This window comes from Amycolatopsis stemonae, from assembly GCF_054781455.1.
The window spans coordinates 33,982-47,688 of record NZ_BAAGUJ010000023.1 but is presented as its reverse complement, the minus strand read 5'-3'; the positions used below and the strand labels follow the sequence as shown (position 1 = coordinate 47,688).

The following is a 13,707-nucleotide window of genomic DNA, read 5'->3' as shown; positions in this document are numbered from 1 at the left end:
GAAGAACCGTGCTGATCCGAAGGGCTGTAGAGGCCGACGTCACCGCCATCGCCGCGGTCGGGCACCGGACCTGGCCACCCACCTACGAACCCTTGGCGGGCAAGGACTACGTCGCGAACGGGCTGGCCCGGTGGTGGTCCGGCGACCTCCTCCGCCAGGCCGTGGCGCGCACCTTCGTCGCGGAGGACGCCGCGGGGGAGATCGTCGGCATGACCAGCTTCGGGCCGGTCGACGACGTCCTGGTCGTGTGGAAGCTGTACGTCGTCCCGGAGGCGCAGGGCACCGGCGCCGGGTCCGCGTTGCTGCGCAAGGTGCTCGGCGACGCGGCCGGGCGGCACCGGGCCGTGCGGCTCGCGCACATCGCGGGGAACGAGCGGGCGGCGAAGTTCTACGCCCACCACGGCTTCACGTACCTGAGGCGGGAGAGCGACGCGGACGGCGGCCCGGATTCGGTGTGGCTGGAGCGGCCGTCCGTTGTTACGACTGGACCAGTCTGATGTTACGAACGTAACCTGGCGGCATGAGCATCGAACCCCGTGCCCGGGGCTGGCTGGTGATCAGCGTGTCGACGGCCGGCGCCCCCGACTCGCTGCGCGTGCAGGTCTGGCGGAAGCTCCGCTCGCTCGGCGCGCTCTACCTGCAGCAGTCGGTGTGCCTGCTGCCCGCCCGGCCCGAGGTGGTGCGGGAGATCCGCCGCCTGGCCGACCGGGTCCGCCACCAGGGCGGGACCGCACGGGTGCTGCCGATGCAGTTCACCGACCCGGCCGAGGAACAGGCCGTGATCGCCGAGCTCGACGCCGCCCGCGACGTCGAGTACCACGAAGTCCTCGAGCGGCTGCCCGCGCTGCGCCGCGAACTCGCCGACGAACGGGCGCGCGGCAACGTCACCTACGCCGAAGTCGAGGAGTCCGAGGCCGACCTGCAGCGCTTCCGGAGCTGGCTGGACAAGATCGCCGCCCGCGACTACTTCGGCGCGCCGGGTGGCCAGGCCGCCCGCGAGGCCGTCGACCTGGCCGCCACCGAACTCGCCGACTTCGAAGAAGCCGCCCTGCACGCCGAAGCGCCCGACCGTCCGGCGCCCCGCCTGCGCGTCGTGGACGAGCGGTGACCGGTTCGTTCTGGGCGGACCTGCTGATCGGGGCCGGCGCCGCGCTCGTGCTGGCGTGGGTCGCGCTGATCGTCGCGCTCGTGCTCGTCCGGCCGCGGGGCGGGCTCCTGCGCGAGGCGCTGCGGTTGCTGCCCGACGTGCTGCGGCTCATCCGGCGCCTGGCCGCGGACCCCGCCCTGCCCCGCGGCGTCCGGATCCGGCTCGCCCTGCTCCTGGCCTACCTCGCGCTGCCGATCGACCTGATCCCCGACTTCATCCCCCTGCTGGGCCACGCCGACGACGCGATCATCGCCACCGCCGTGCTGCGCGGGGTCGTCCGCCGGGCGGGGATCGACGCCGTGCGCGCCCACTGGCCCGGCACCGACGACGGCTTCGCCGCGGCAGCCCGCCTGGCCGGAATCCGGACCCAGGCGGGCTGAAGCGGCTCGCCTCAGGCGAGCACCGGACGGCCCAGCGGCAGCGGCTTGCCGCCCGTCGCGGCGGACACCGCGCCCGCGAAGAGGTACACGCCGACCGCGGTGAACGCGAACACGGCGTAGCCGCCCAAGGTCGTCGCCGTCGTCGAGCCGGTCACCGTGCCGTACAGCACCAGTGCGAGCGCGAGGTCGACCAGCGCGAACAGGACCGTGAACGCGGCCGGCAGCCGCAGCGTCGTCAGCGTCAGCAGGACGATCGTGACCAGCCAGGCGATCAGGAACAGGCCCTGCGTCGCGACCGCCGCGTCGGGGGAGACGCCGAACCAGCCGTGGATCAGGCCGAGGACCAGCGCCGCGTAGCTGAGCCAGAACCCGGCGAACACCCCGAACACCGCGGCGACGGCGCTCTCGCCCAGCGCGGCCGCCCACACGGCGGCGACGAGCTGGCCCACGCCCGTCGCGGGCAGGATGATCGCGATCGACGCGCCGACGGCGGCGGCCGGGACGTACCCGGTCAGCACCAGGCCGAGCGCGGTCGCGCCGACGATGAAGGTGGGCACGCCGATCAGGGCGGGATCGCCCGGGGGTGCGGAGCGGGCGGGGGCTTCGGTGGCAACGGCGGTGGTGGTCATCGTGTACTCCTCGTTGAGCGCGATCGATCTTCGGGTGCGTCGGTCCTCACCGGGGCTGGGGCCACATCCCCGACAGCTCGGGGTGGTCGTCGTCGAGCAGGCGGTTCGCCAGCGCGATCGCCTCCTTCGGGTCGACCTGGTCGAAGGCCGGGTCCCCGTGGGCGACGCGCTCGAAGACGTCCGCCAGCTCGTTCGCCGCGGCGGGGGACAGGCTGGTGTCCTGGCTGCATTCCACGTACCGCAACCGAAGCACGCCGGCGGCCTGCAGCATCAAGGAGCTGTAGGTGTCGCGGGCACGTGTTTTCCGGTCTTCCACGCCGGCTCCTTCCCGAGGTTCAGCGGGTGGCGTGCCGCTTGAGTTCGGCCGCGGCGGCGCCGGGGTCGGGGGCGTTGTAGATCGCGCCGCCCGCAACGGCGACGACGGCACCGGCTTCGCGGACGGAAGCGATGGTGCCGGCCTTGACGCCCCCGGCGATGGAGAACGGCACTCCCGCGAGACGGCCGTCTTCGAGCAGCTGCTCGATCGAGTAACCCGGACGCGCCTGCTCGTCGAGTCCGGCGTGGATCTCCACGAACGACACTCCGAGCTTGGCGACTTCGCGGATGCGGGCGACGCGGCCGTCGACGACGCCGATCATGTCGGCGACGACCTGCTTGCCGTGCTGGCGGCCGGCGGCGACCGCGCCGCGGATGGTGTCGTCGTCGACGGTGCCCATCACGGTGACCAGGTCGGCACCGGCCTCGAAGGCCAGCGCGGCTTCGAGTTCGCCGGCGTCGGCGGTCTTGAGGTCGGCGAAGACCAGCTTGTCCGGGTGCGCGGCCTTGATCGCGGTCACCGCCGCGATCCCCGCCGACTTCACCAACGGGGTGCCCAGTTCGAGGATGTCGACGTGCTCGGACACCTGGTGGGCCAGGGTCAGCGCCGAGGGGAGGTCCAGGACGTCCAACGCCACCTGCAACTGCACGATGTTCTCCTCATCGGTACGGGAACGGCTGAGTCCACCCACCATCACCGCCGCACCCGAACCCCGGCAACCGCCCCGGACATGCGAAAACGCAATCCCCCGATGCGCGGATCGAATACCCGGCCGGACCGCGCGCCGCTCGTGGCCGGGCGGTCGCCGTTCGTCCGTGATCCGGCGCCGGTCGTTCGCGGGCGGTTGCCCCGTCCCGGCGCGGGCGCGGAAGGTGGTGGTCAGGTCGACGGTGCGGGAGGGGTGAGGGTGGTGTTCGTCCATTGCCTCGGCGCCGCGGCGGGCGGCGGCTATCCACAGTGGAACTGCGCGTGCGCCGGCTGCCGGAAGGCGCGCGCCAAGCCCGAAGCCGCGACGAACCACGCCGGGATCGCCGTTTCCGGCGACGGCGAGCGGTGGTTCCTGCTGAACGCGACCCCGGACGTCCACCACCAGATCGCGGCGGATCCCGCGCTGCACCCGGGCCCGGGGATCCGGGAGACGCCGGTCGCCGGGGTGCTCCTGACGGACGCCGAGTTCGACCACACGATCGGCCTGCTGGTGCTGCGCGAGGGCTCGGCGCTGACGGTGTACGGGACGGCGCCCGTGCTCGAGGCGCTGACCTCGTTCTTCCCGGTCCGGGAGCTGCTCGGCGACTACGCGGACCTCACCTGGTCCCGGATCGACGTCGGCACGCCCCTGGACCTGGACGACCGGGTGCGGGCGACCGCGTTCCTCACCGGGTCCAAGGCACCCCGGTACGTCGGGAGTTCGCGGCACGCGCCGCAGCGCGCCACGGCGGAGTGGGAGATCGGCTTCCGGCTGGAAGACAAGGTCACGGGCGGAACCGTGGTGTACGCGCCGACGCTGCCCCGGTGGGACGCGGACTTCGCCCGGCAGGTGGCCTCGGCCGACTGCGTCTTCGTGGACGGCACGTTCTGGACCGACGACGAAATGTCGTGCCGGGGCGCGGGAAACCGCACCGGCCGCTCGATGGGCCACCTGCCGGTCGGCGGCGCCGACGGCTCCGCTCGCGCGCTGGCCGCGTTGACCGCGAAACGGAAGATCTACACGCACATCAACAACACGAACCCGATCCTCGACGAAGGGTCCCAGGAGCGGCAGTGGCTGACGAGCCTGGGCATCGAGGTCGGCCGAGCCGGTCTGGAGGTGGAAGTATGAACGCCTGGTCCGCGGAAGAGTTCGAAGCGCGGTTGCGGTCGATCGGAGAAAAGCGGTACCACCATTTGCACCCGTTCAACGAACGGATGCACGCGGGCTCGCTGACCGAAGAGGAGTTCCGGGGGTGGGTCCGCAACCGGTTCTACTACCAGGTGAACCTGCCGGTGAAGGACGCGTTCATCCTGACCAAGCTGCCCGGCCGCGACGACCGGCGCCGGTGGATCCAGCGCATCATCGACCACGACGGCCGCACCGGGAACGAAGGCGGCATCGAGAAGTGGGTCCGGCTCGGGGAAGCCGTCGGCCTGACCCGTGAGCAGTTGTTCGACACCGGCACGGTGCTGCCCGGCGTCCGCTTCGCCGTCGACGCCTATGTGGACTTCTGCCGCACGCAGCCGTGGCTGGAGTCCGTGGCCTCGGCGCTGACCGAACTGTTCGCGCCGGACCTGCTCAGCCGGCGGATCACCGACGTCAGCCACCACTACCCGTGGATCGCGCCGGACGGCCTGGAGTACTTCCGGGCGCGGCTCACGCAGCAGCCCAAGGACATCGCGCACCTGCTCGAGCTGGTGCTCGGCCACGCGACGTCCCGGGAGCAGCAGGACGCGTGCGCGCGGGCGCTGGAGTTCAAGTGCGACGTCCTCTGGAGCCTGCTCGACGCCGTCGAACTCGCCTACGGCAAGAGCTCGTGATGGACGCGGACGACCTCACCGCCATGCCCCGGCTGGCGACCAAGGCGATGCTCAAGCACGACAGCGTCCGGGACGTCGAGCTGCTCCTGCTCCCGGAACGGGTGGTGCTGCTGAACAAGTCCGGCGCGGCGATCCTGGGCCTGTGCGACGGCAGCCGGACCGTGCGGCAGCTGGTCGACCAGCTCGAGCGCGACTTCGAGGCGACCGACCTCACCAACGACGTCATGTCGTTCCTCGAGGACGCCAGCGGCCGCGGCTGGGTGGTGGTCCCGTGACCCCGCAGCCGTTCGGCCTGCTGGCCGAGGTCACCCACCAGTGCCCGCTGCACTGCGTCTACTGCTCGAACCCCCTGGCGCTGATCGAGCGGCCGGACGAGCTGGCCACCGAGGACTGGATCCGGGTCATCGGCCAGGCGGCCGAGCTCGGCGTGGTGCAGGTCCACTTTTCGGGCGGGGAACCGCTCGTCCGCGGCGATCTGGAGTCGCTGGTCGCCGAGTGCCGCCGGCTGGGCCTGTACACGAACCTGATCACCAGCGGCCTCGGGCTCACGGAGAAGCGGGCGGCGTCGCTCGTCGCGGCGGGGCTCAACAGCGCCCAGCTGAGCATCCAGGGCGACGCCGCCGAATCGACGGACCTGGTCGCGGCGAGCAAGCGGTTCGACAAGAAGGAAGCCGCCGCGCGGATCATCCGCGACGCCGGGCTGCCGTTGAACATGAACGTGGTCCTGCACCGGCTGAACCTGGGCCGGCTCGACGCGATCATCGACGTCTGCGTGCGGTGGGGCGCGGAACGGCTGGAGCTCGCCAACGCCCAGTACTACGGCTGGGCGCTGCGCAACCGCGAACTGCTGATGCCGAGCAAGACCCAGCTGGACGAGGCGGTCGGCGTCTACGAACGCCGGAAGGCCGAACTCGCGCGGAGCACGGAGCTGCTCTGGATCCTCCCGGACTACTACGAGCCGTACCCCAAGCCGTGCATGGGCGGCTGGGCGCAGAACGCGCTGACCGTCGCCCCCGACGGCGTCGTCTACCCGTGCCCGGTCGCCGCGGAGATCACGACGATGGAGTTCCCTTCGGTGCGCGACCACGACCTCGGGTGGATCTGGGGGGAGTCGCCCGCGTTCGAGGCGTACCGGGGCACGGACTGGATGCCGGACCCCTGCCGGAGCTGCCCGCGCAAGGAGCTGGACTTCGGCGGCTGCCGGTGCCAGGCCTTCGCCCTGACCGGCGACGCGGGCCGGACCGACCCGGTGTGCCAGCACTCGCCGGACCACCACCTGGTGCAGGACGCCCTGGTCCGGGCGAACCAGGAGGACGCCGGTGGCGGGGAGCCGAAGTACCGCCGGCCGACGGTGTCCGCACGAGGCCGATGACCCTCACCCGGGACGAGGCGGCCGCGCGGTCGGCCGAGGTCTTCGGTGTCGAGTACACAGTGGACCTCGACCTGACCGCCGGGGAGCGGGACTTCGCGACGAGCACGGTGGTCCGGTTCCGGGCGCGGACCGGCGCGCCCGTCTTCCTCGACTTCGAGGGTGCGGTCGAGTCGGTGTCGTGCAACGGGTTCGAGGTGCCGGACGCGCACGCGGGGACGCGCGTCCGGCTCGACGTCCGGCCGGGCGCGAACACGGTCCGGGTGACCGGCACGGCGCAGTACTCGCGGACCGGCGAGGGGCTGCACCGGTTCCGCGACCCGCTCGACGGCCGGGTCTACCTCCACACCAAGTTCGAGCCGTTCGCGGCGCACAAGGTGTTCGCCTGCTTCGACCAGCCCGACCTGAAGGCGACGGTCGAGCTTTCCGTCGCGGTAGCGGACGATTGGGTCGTCGTCGCCAACACCGACCCGGCGGAGTCCGGTGCGAAGTGGCGGTTCGGCCGGACGCCCCCGCTGCCGCCGTATCTGGTGGCGTTCTGCGCGGGCCCGTTCCACCGGGTGAGGTCGGCGCACCGCGGCGTGCCGATGGCGCTCTACGCCAGGAAGTCGCTCTCCGAGGAGCTCGCGGGCGACGCGCCCGAGATCTTCGCCGTGGTCGGCCGCGGCCTCGACCACTACGGCCGGCGGTTCGCCCTCCCGTACCCGTTCGCCAAGTACGACCACGTCTTCGCGCCGGAGTACGCGTTCGGGGGCATGGAACACCCCGGCTGCGTGACGCTCAACGAGCGGTTCCTGTTCGCCGGCCGCGTCACCGAGGACGAGCGGCGGCGGCGGGCCGAAGTGCTGCTGCACGAAATGGCGCACATGTGGTTCGGCGACTACGTGACGCTGCGCTGGTGGGACGACCTGTGGCTGAACGAGGCCTTCGCGGAGCTGATGTCGGTCGTCGCGCAGCCCGAGGTCACGCGGTTCGGGGAAGGCTGGACGGCGTACGCCCACCACGCCCTGCCCGCGGCCCGCCACGCCGACCGGCTGCCCACCAGCCACGCGATCCGCGCCGACACCCCCGACACGGAGGCGGCTCGGGTGAACTTCGGCCCGATCGTCTACAAGCGAGGCGCGGCCGTCCTCTACGACCTCGCCGAGCGCATGGGCTGGGAGGCCTTCTACGCCGGGGTGGGGACGTACCTGCGCACGCACGCGTGGGGCAACGCCACCCTGGAGGACTTCGTGACGGCTTTGCGGGACGTGTCGGACGTGGACGTGGACCGCTGGGTGGCCGAGTGGCTGCTGCGGCCCGGCGTCAACACGGTCGAGGTGTCCCGTGTGGACGGTCGAGTGAGGCAGCTGCCCGGCGTCCCGCCGCGGGACCTGGACCTGCGGATCGCCGCGTTCGATGATCTTCTGGTGCCCAACGCCGACGCGGCGTGCCACGTCAAGGTCCGGCTGGACCCGCGGTCGCGGCGTTCGGCGTTGCGCGGTTTGTCCACGGTGGATGACTCGCGCGCGCGTGCGGTCGTCTGGGGAGCACTGTGGGACGACGTGCTCGACGCGCGCCTGCCCGCCCGGGACTACGCGTCCGCCGTGGTCCGGCACGGACTGGTGGAGAGCGACGGCGTCCTGGAGACGCTTCTGGAACGTGCCGTCACGGCGGTCCAAGTCTACGAGGATCCCGCGGCGTGTCGCGTGCTGGCCGGCCGGGTGCGGGAGCGGCTGGCCGGTGCCCGTCCGGGCAGTGACCGGCAGCTGGTGCTCGTGCGGGCCTTCGTCGCTGTCGCCGAGGCCGACGAGCACGGCCTGCTGCGGGACATGGTGTGCGGGCGGTCGCCTTGGGCGCAGCCGGCCGTGGACCGGGATCTGCGGTGGCGGTGCCTGGTCCGGCTCGCGTCGACCGGAGGGGACATCGACGGGCTGCTGGACGTCGCGCGGGAAGCCGACCCCGGGGAAGCCGGTCGCCGCAACGCCTTGACGGCCGAAGCCGCACGGTCCACGGAGGCCGCGAAGGAAGAAGCGTGGGCCCGGCTGCTCGGCGACGACCTTTCGCTGGCGGAGAAGAAGGCCGTCATGGCGGGATTCCGGCAGCCGGGGCAAGAGGCGCTGCTGACCCCGTACGCGGACCGCTACTTCCGGGCGCTGGCGGACGGCGCGCGGCCCGAGTTCGCCCGGGCGCTCTACCCCCGGTTCACCACCGTCGAGCCGCGCGTGCTGGCGGACACCGATGCCCTCCTGGAGCGCGAACCGCTGTCCGAAGAGGTGCTGAAGGCCGTGCGGGACGAGCGTGCCGAACTGCTCATCATGCGGGCGGCCCGAACGAGCGGCGGTCCGCCGAGGACGAACGGCGCCGGCGGTGCCACGAACGGGACCGTGAGCCGCGTCACGACCCCCTGAACGGCGAACGGGCCCGCAGAAGGCCCTTCGCGCGCCGTTCGTGCCTGTGCCCCGTCTGTTCGTGCCCGGCCCGTTGACCACGGATTCCGTTGCCGGGCAAGGTCGTTGCCGACCGCGAGTCGCAGGTTCCGAGCGAGAGGGTGAAACCATGGTTCTTCCGTCCAAGATGCCTCAGCTCGCCGACCTCGATCTGCTGCTGTCGGTGGAAAGTCACGGCAGCGTGGGAAAAGCCGCGCAGGCGCACAGCCTTTCCCAGCCGGCCGCCAGTATCCGGATCAGCGCGATGGAACGCCGGCTCGGGCTCCGGCTGCTGGAACGCTCGCCCGCGGGTTCGAAGCTCACCGAAGACGGCGAGATGCTGGCGAAGTACGCCCGCAACGTCATGCAGGCGGCGCGCGAGCTGCTGGAGTTCGGTTCCGGGGCAAGGTCTTCGGAAGCGAAACGGCTTCGCGTCGCTGGCAGCCCGGCCATCGCCGAGCACCTGATCCCCGAATGGCTGAACCGGCTCGGGTTCTCCTTCGGCGAGGCCCGGGTCGAGGTGCAGACCGGCAGCGTCGACTCGCTGCGGCAGCTGATCCGCGCGAGCCACGTCGACCTCGCCTTCATCGACGGCTGGTGCCAGGCCGGCGGACCCCGGCAGCAGGCCCGCGACGAGCTCGTGACCCGGTACATCTGCGACGACAAGCTGGCCGTGGTGGTCGGCTCGCGGCATCCGTGGGCGGCGCGAAGCACCCCGTTGACGGTGCCGGAGCTGGCGGCCGCGCCCCTGGTGCTGCGTGAGCGCGGCTCCGGGCTCCGGGAGTTCACCGACGAGCTGCTCGGAACCGCGGGCGTGCCGCAGAGCTACGTCGAGTTCCCGTCCACGTCCGCGATCAAGCAGGCGGTCGCGACCAGCCGGCGGGTGACGGTGCTGAACGTCTCCACCGTGCGCGCCGAGCTCGCGGAAGGGCGGCTGCACCTGGTGCCCGTCGACCGGGAAATGCCCGCCAAGCCCCTCTACGCGGCGTGGAGCGAGCGCCGGGGCCTCCCGGAACACGCGGAAGAGCTCGTGGAGATCGCCGCGTCGAAGGGCGCTCCCGTGCCCGTCGTCGTGCCGGGGCGAAAACCGGGAGAAGCCGGCTCGCGCAAGCGGCCGAGGCCGCGCAACCCCAGCTTGGCGATCGACGTCCACGAATCCATCGCCTGAGCGCCGACCGCAGGAGGAGCAAGGAAAGTGTCTGCCCTGAACAAGATCGCGCGAACCATGGTGTCCGACCGCCGCGGCATCCTCGCCGCCGACGAGAGCATCGGGACGATGTCCGCCCGGCTGGAGAAGGTCGGTGTCGAGGCCACCGCGGAGAACCGCCGGGCGTACCGCGAGCTGATCGTCACGACCCCGCGGCTGTCCGAGTCGATCAGCGGCGTCATCCTCGCCGACGAGACGTTCCACCAGCAGCTGAGCGACGGGCGCACGTTCCCGCAGTACCTCGAGGACATCGGGATCCTCGCCGGGATCAAGGTCGACACCGGGGCCAAGCCGCTGGCGGCCTCGCCGGAGGAGAAGATCACCGAAGGCCTCGACGGGCTGCGCGAACGCGTCGCGGACTACGTGCGCGGCGGCGCGACCTTCGCCAAGTGGCGCGCGGTGATCACGATCGGCGACGGCACGCCGTCCGCCACCGCGGTGCGCGCGAACGTGCACGCCCTGGCCCGGTACGCCGGCCTCTGCCAGGAGGGCGGCCTGGTGCCGATCGTGGAACCCGAGGTGCTGATGGACGGCGACCACTCGCTGGCGCGCTGCCGCCAGGTGACGACCGCCGTCCTGGCGGAGCTGTTCGAGGAGCTCGACCTGATGCGGGTCCAGCTCGACGGCATCGTCCTCAAGCCCAACATGGTGGTCGCCGGGACCGGCAGCGGTGAGCGGCCCTCGGTCGCCGACGTCGCCGAGGCCACGGTCGAGGCCCTGCGCGAGACGGTGCCGGCGTCCGTGCCGGGCATCGCCTTCCTCTCCGGCGGGCAGCATCCGGAGGTGGCGACGCAGCACCTCGGCGCGATGCAGCACCTCGGCCCGCGGCCGTGGGAACTCACGTTCTCCTTCGGCCGCGCCCTGGTCGGGCCCGCGCTGGAGATCTGGCGGGGCGACGAGGACAACCGGGCCGCCGCGCAGAAAGCCCTCTCGGAGCGCGCGATCGCGAACGCCGCCGCGCGCTGACCCCCGAACCGCCGCGGGCGGCCGGAACCCTTCCCAGTGGTCCCGATCCGGCCGTCCGCGGTATCCACCCCTCGACCGTGCGAGTGAATCGAGAGTGATGAGTACTCAGGAACGGGTCGCCACCGGCGTTTCCCGGGGACCCGGCCAGGCGCTCGCGCTCGAACTCGTGCGGGCGACCGAAGCCGCCGCGATCGCGGCCGGCCGGTGGACCGGCCGCGTCGAACGGGACAGCGCCAAGGCCGCCGCGACCGGCGCGCTGCGCGAACACCTCATGGCCGTGCCGATGCGCGGCGTCGTGGTGGCCGGCGAAGACGAGCTGCGGGGCGAAGACGTCGGGTGCGGGGACGGGCCGGTGTGCGACCTCGCCGTCCTCGCGGGTGACGGCGCGCTGTCGCCGGTCCGGGACGTGCCGGACTCGCTCGCCGCGGTCGTCGTGGCGGAACGCGGTGCGCTCTACGACGCCCCGCCGGACGCCGTGATGGAAAAGCTGGCGGTGGGCCCCGAGTGCGCCGACGTCGTCGACATCGCCCGGCCGGTCGCGGAGAACCTGCGCGCGGTCGCCGAGGCCAAGGACGTCCGGGTGTCGGACGTGGTCGTCGCGGTGCTCAACCGGTCACGGCACCGGGAGCTCGCGAACGAAATCCGCGACGCCGGCGCGCGGGTCCACCTGCTCGAGGGCGGTGACGTCGCGGGCGCGATCGCGGCGGCGCGTCCCGAGAGCGCGATCGACCTGCTGATGGGCACCGGGGGAGCGGCGGCGGGCGTTCTCGCCGCGGCCGCCCTGACCTGCCTGGGCGGGGCGCTGCAGGCCCGGCTGCGGCCCGAAGGCTTCGACACGGTCCTCCACACGGGCGACCTGGTGCGTGGCGAGCGCGTGCTGTTCTGCGCCACCGGCGTCACCACCAACGAATTGCTGCGCGGGGTCCAGCACCACTGGGGCCGCGGCACCACGCAGTCGATGGTGTTGAGCTCCCGGCCGGACACCGTGCGGATGGTCAAGTCCGAGCACCGGTTCGCATGACGTCGCTCGTCGCCCGGTATCGCGGCCTCATCTGCGATCTCGACGGCGTGGTCTACCGCGGCCGGTTGGCCGTTCCCCACGCCGTGGCGACCCTGAACCGGGTCACGGCGGACGGTGTGCCGGTCGTGTTCGCGACGAACAACGCGTCCCGCGCCCCCGCCGACGTCGGCGACCACCTCCGCGAACTCGGTGTCGCGGGACAGGGCTGGTCGGTGGTGAACAGTGCGCAGGCGGCCGCGGCGCACCTGGCGCGGCGGCTGGCCCCGGGAGCACGCGTGTGCGCGGTGGGCGGGCCGGGCGTCGCGCAGGCCCTCGCCGAAGCCGGGTTGACGCCGGTGCGTGTCGCGGACCTGGCCGACAAGCCGGTCGAAGCCGTCGTGCAGGGACTGGGGTCCGACGTCACCTGGCGCGAGCTCGCGGCGGTGGGCCACCTGGCCGAAGCGGGCGTCCCCTGGGTGGCGACGAACGTCGACTTCACCCTGCCCACGCCCTCGGGGCGAGCGCCCGGCAACGGCGCGCTGGTGGCGGTGGTCCAGTCGGCGACCAGCGCGTCGCCGCACGTGGTCGGCAAGCCGCAGGCCGCGTTGTTCGACCTCGCCCGCGCCCGGCTCGGCACCGACCGGCCGGGCACCCTGGTGTGCGGGGACCTGCTGGGCACCGACATCGAAGGCGCCAACTCGGCCGGCCTCGACTCGCTGTTCGTCCTGAGCGGGTCTTCGCGGCTGCGCGACCTGGCCTTCGCCGGGCGTGCCACGCGTCCGACGTACGTCGCGGGCGACCTGAGCGGGCTGCTGCAACCGGCCCGGCCGCTGCGGGCCGTCCCGCGGGAGGCACGGCTCGGCATCGGGCCGGACGGCGTGCTCCGCGTGCCGGACACCGGCGACCACGGCGAGCTGCTCGCGGCCGTGGTCGCCTCGGCGTGGGCCGCCCGCGACGCGGGCCGCGCGGTCTCCGACCACCCGGGCCTGTGGGAGCGGATCGAACACCGCCTGCGGTCGTGAGCGGTGTGCTGTCCCAGGACCTCACGGACCGATTCGTGTCGGGACTTCCCGGACGGCTGGCGGGCGGCGTGCTCGCGACCGGACCGTGCCACGGTGATCTTCTCGCGGTGGGCGGCCGTTTACGCACACGACGGGCGGGCCGTCAGGGGAGGGCGGGTGGCTCGCCGGTGCGTTCGTAGTCGTCGAGCAGGGCGATCCGGCGTTGGTGGCGGCCACCTTCGAACTCCGCCGCGAGAAACGCGTCCACGATGCGCTCGGCCTCTTCGACCGGGTGCATCCGGGCGCCGAGCGCGGCCAGCAGCGCGTTGTTGTGCCGGCGGGCCAGCCGGGCGGTGTCGACGTTCCACGTCAGCGCGGCGCGGGCGCCGGGCACCTTGTTCGCGGCGATCTGTTCCCCGTTGCCGGAACCGCCGATGACGACACCGAGACTGCCCGGGTCGGCGACGACGCTCCGCGCCGCTTCGACGCAGTACGGCGGGTAGTCGTCTTCCGCGTCGTAGGTGTGGGGGCCGACGTCGGTCACCTCGTGGCCGAGTGCGGAAAGCCGTGCGGCGAAATGGTTCTTCAGGTCGAGGCCGGCGTGATCGGAGCCGAGGTAGATGCGCACACCCGAAGTCTAAGTCCGCAAATCGGGTGTAGTGTCATAGCAATTGCCGGGTGGGCCTTCGGCTTTTCCCATGCCCCGCACCGTGTCACGCAGCGTAGCCTCCGTGGCCGCCCGCGCCGGCACCGCCGGTGCCCCCGCCCTCCCC

16 protein-coding genes are annotated in these 13,707 nt (G+C 72.5%); 12 read left to right on the top strand and 4 right to left on the bottom strand.

Translation table 11 applies throughout. The features are described from left to right. Positions 1-8: 8 nt before the first annotated feature. Genes ACYVLJ_RS44395 through ACYVLJ_RS44385 form a run of 3 tightly spaced genes read left to right on the top strand, consistent with a single transcriptional unit; the run spans position 9 to position 1,527 of the window. Entirely contained in the window at positions 9-497 is a 489-nt protein-coding gene (locus ACYVLJ_RS44395) for a GNAT family N-acetyltransferase (protein ID WP_460443222.1), read from the top strand. Between the two features lie 23 nt (positions 498-520). Next, a complete protein-coding gene (locus tag ACYVLJ_RS44390; protein ID WP_460443221.1) occupies positions 521-1,108 on the top strand; it encodes a Chromate resistance protein ChrB in 588 nt (195 codons plus the stop codon). Further along, positions 1,105-1,527 (top strand): YkvA family protein, encoded by a 423-nt coding sequence (locus ACYVLJ_RS44385; RefSeq protein WP_451976417.1) that lies wholly within the window; start codon positions 1,105-1,107, stop codon positions 1,525-1,527. The genes ACYVLJ_RS44390 and ACYVLJ_RS44385 overlap by 4 nt, the downstream gene beginning before the upstream one ends. A gap of 11 nt (positions 1,528-1,538) precedes the next feature. On the opposite strand, the gene ACYVLJ_RS44380 is transcribed toward ACYVLJ_RS44385, so the two are convergent. Genes ACYVLJ_RS44380 through hxlA form a run of 3 tightly spaced genes read right to left on the bottom strand, consistent with a single transcriptional unit; the run spans position 1,539 to position 3,121 of the window. Then, a complete protein-coding gene (locus ACYVLJ_RS44380) occupies positions 1,539-2,156 on the bottom strand; it encodes a GPR1/FUN34/YaaH family transporter (protein ID WP_460443220.1) in 618 nt (205 codons plus the stop codon). 46 nt (positions 2,157-2,202) lie between these two features. Beyond that, positions 2,203-2,472, bottom strand: coding sequence for a hypothetical protein (locus ACYVLJ_RS44375; RefSeq protein WP_451976423.1), 270 nt, complete (start codon positions 2,470-2,472; stop codon positions 2,203-2,205). Between the two features lie 19 nt (positions 2,473-2,491). Continuing rightward, positions 2,492-3,121 (bottom strand): 3-hexulose-6-phosphate synthase, encoded by a 630-nt coding sequence (gene hxlA / locus ACYVLJ_RS44370; protein ID WP_460443219.1) that lies wholly within the window; start codon positions 3,119-3,121, stop codon positions 2,492-2,494. A gap of 258 nt (positions 3,122-3,379) precedes the next feature. On the opposite strand from hxlA, the gene pqqB reads away from it, so the two are divergent. The 9 genes from pqqB to ACYVLJ_RS44325 all read left to right on the top strand — a co-directional run bounded on the left by pqqB (position 3,380) and on the right by ACYVLJ_RS44325 (position 12,955). Then, positions 3,380-4,291 (top strand): pyrroloquinoline quinone biosynthesis protein PqqB, encoded by a 912-nt coding sequence (gene pqqB / locus ACYVLJ_RS44365; RefSeq protein WP_460443218.1) that lies wholly within the window; start codon positions 3,380-3,382, stop codon positions 4,289-4,291. After that, a complete protein-coding gene (pqqC, locus tag ACYVLJ_RS44360; RefSeq protein WP_460443217.1) occupies positions 4,288-4,983 on the top strand; it encodes a heme oxygenase-like domain-containing protein in 696 nt (231 codons plus the stop codon). Before pqqB ends, pqqC begins: the two co-directional genes overlap by 4 nt. Beyond that, positions 4,983-5,258, top strand: coding sequence for a pyrroloquinoline quinone biosynthesis peptide chaperone PqqD (gene pqqD / locus ACYVLJ_RS44355; protein ID WP_451976435.1), 276 nt, complete (start codon positions 4,983-4,985; stop codon positions 5,256-5,258). Before pqqC ends, pqqD begins: the two co-directional genes overlap by 1 nt. Further along, positions 5,255-6,355, top strand: coding sequence for a pyrroloquinoline quinone biosynthesis protein PqqE (pqqE, locus tag ACYVLJ_RS44350; protein ID WP_460443216.1), 1,101 nt, complete (start codon positions 5,255-5,257; stop codon positions 6,353-6,355). The genes pqqD and pqqE overlap by 4 nt, the downstream gene beginning before the upstream one ends. Next, a complete protein-coding gene (locus tag ACYVLJ_RS44345) occupies positions 6,352-8,742 on the top strand; it encodes a M1 family aminopeptidase (RefSeq protein ID WP_460443215.1) in 2,391 nt (796 codons plus the stop codon). The genes pqqE and ACYVLJ_RS44345 overlap by 4 nt, the downstream gene beginning before the upstream one ends. Before the next feature lie 148 nt (positions 8,743-8,890). Then, entirely contained in the window at positions 8,891-9,928 is a 1,038-nt protein-coding gene (locus tag ACYVLJ_RS44340; RefSeq protein WP_460443214.1) for a LysR family transcriptional regulator, read from the top strand. Positions 9,929-9,955: 27 nt separating this feature from the next. Continuing rightward, positions 9,956-10,933, top strand: coding sequence for a fructose-bisphosphate aldolase (locus tag ACYVLJ_RS44335; protein WP_460443213.1), 978 nt, complete (start codon positions 9,956-9,958; stop codon positions 10,931-10,933). 97 nt (positions 10,934-11,030) lie between these two features. Further along, on the top strand, positions 11,031-11,954 hold the full coding sequence (locus tag ACYVLJ_RS44330; RefSeq protein WP_460443212.1) for an FIG domain-containing protein: 924 nt from the start codon (positions 11,031-11,033) through the stop codon (positions 11,952-11,954). Next, on the top strand, positions 11,951-12,955 hold the full coding sequence (locus tag ACYVLJ_RS44325) for an HAD-IIA family hydrolase (protein ID WP_460443211.1): 1,005 nt from the start codon (positions 11,951-11,953) through the stop codon (positions 12,953-12,955). The genes ACYVLJ_RS44330 and ACYVLJ_RS44325 overlap by 4 nt, the downstream gene beginning before the upstream one ends. Positions 12,956-13,097: 142 nt before the next feature. Here the strand turns inward: ACYVLJ_RS44325 and ACYVLJ_RS44320 are convergent, their stop codons facing one another. Next, positions 13,098-13,562: an RpiB/LacA/LacB family sugar-phosphate isomerase gene (locus ACYVLJ_RS44320; RefSeq protein WP_460443210.1), complete on the bottom strand. Its 465-nt coding sequence runs from the start codon at positions 13,560-13,562 to the stop codon at positions 13,098-13,100. Positions 13,563-13,707 lie beyond the last annotated feature (145 nt).

What these genes read in the sequence shown, in the direction of transcription:
- pqqD (WP_451976435.1), top strand. Translation starts at nt 4,983, where the DNA reads ATGGACGCGGACGACCTCACCGCCATGCCCCGGCTGGCGACCAAGGCG.
- ACYVLJ_RS44340 (WP_460443214.1), top strand. Translation starts at nt 8,891, where the DNA reads ATGGTTCTTCCGTCCAAGATGCCTCAGCTCGCCGACCTCGATCTGCTG.
- ACYVLJ_RS44380 (WP_460443220.1), bottom strand. Translation starts at nt 2,156, where the DNA reads ATGACCACCACCGCCGTTGCCACCGAAGCCCCCGCCCGCTCCGCACCC.
- ACYVLJ_RS44330 (WP_460443212.1), top strand. Translation starts at nt 11,031, where the DNA reads ATGAGTACTCAGGAACGGGTCGCCACCGGCGTTTCCCGGGGACCCGGC.
- ACYVLJ_RS44325 (WP_460443211.1), top strand. Translation starts at nt 11,951, where the DNA reads ATGACGTCGCTCGTCGCCCGGTATCGCGGCCTCATCTGCGATCTCGAC.
- pqqC (WP_460443217.1), top strand. Translation starts at nt 4,288, where the DNA reads ATGAACGCCTGGTCCGCGGAAGAGTTCGAAGCGCGGTTGCGGTCGATC.
- ACYVLJ_RS44345 (WP_460443215.1), top strand. Translation starts at nt 6,352, where the DNA reads ATGACCCTCACCCGGGACGAGGCGGCCGCGCGGTCGGCCGAGGTCTTC.
- ACYVLJ_RS44390 (WP_460443221.1), top strand. Translation starts at nt 521, where the DNA reads ATGAGCATCGAACCCCGTGCCCGGGGCTGGCTGGTGATCAGCGTGTCG.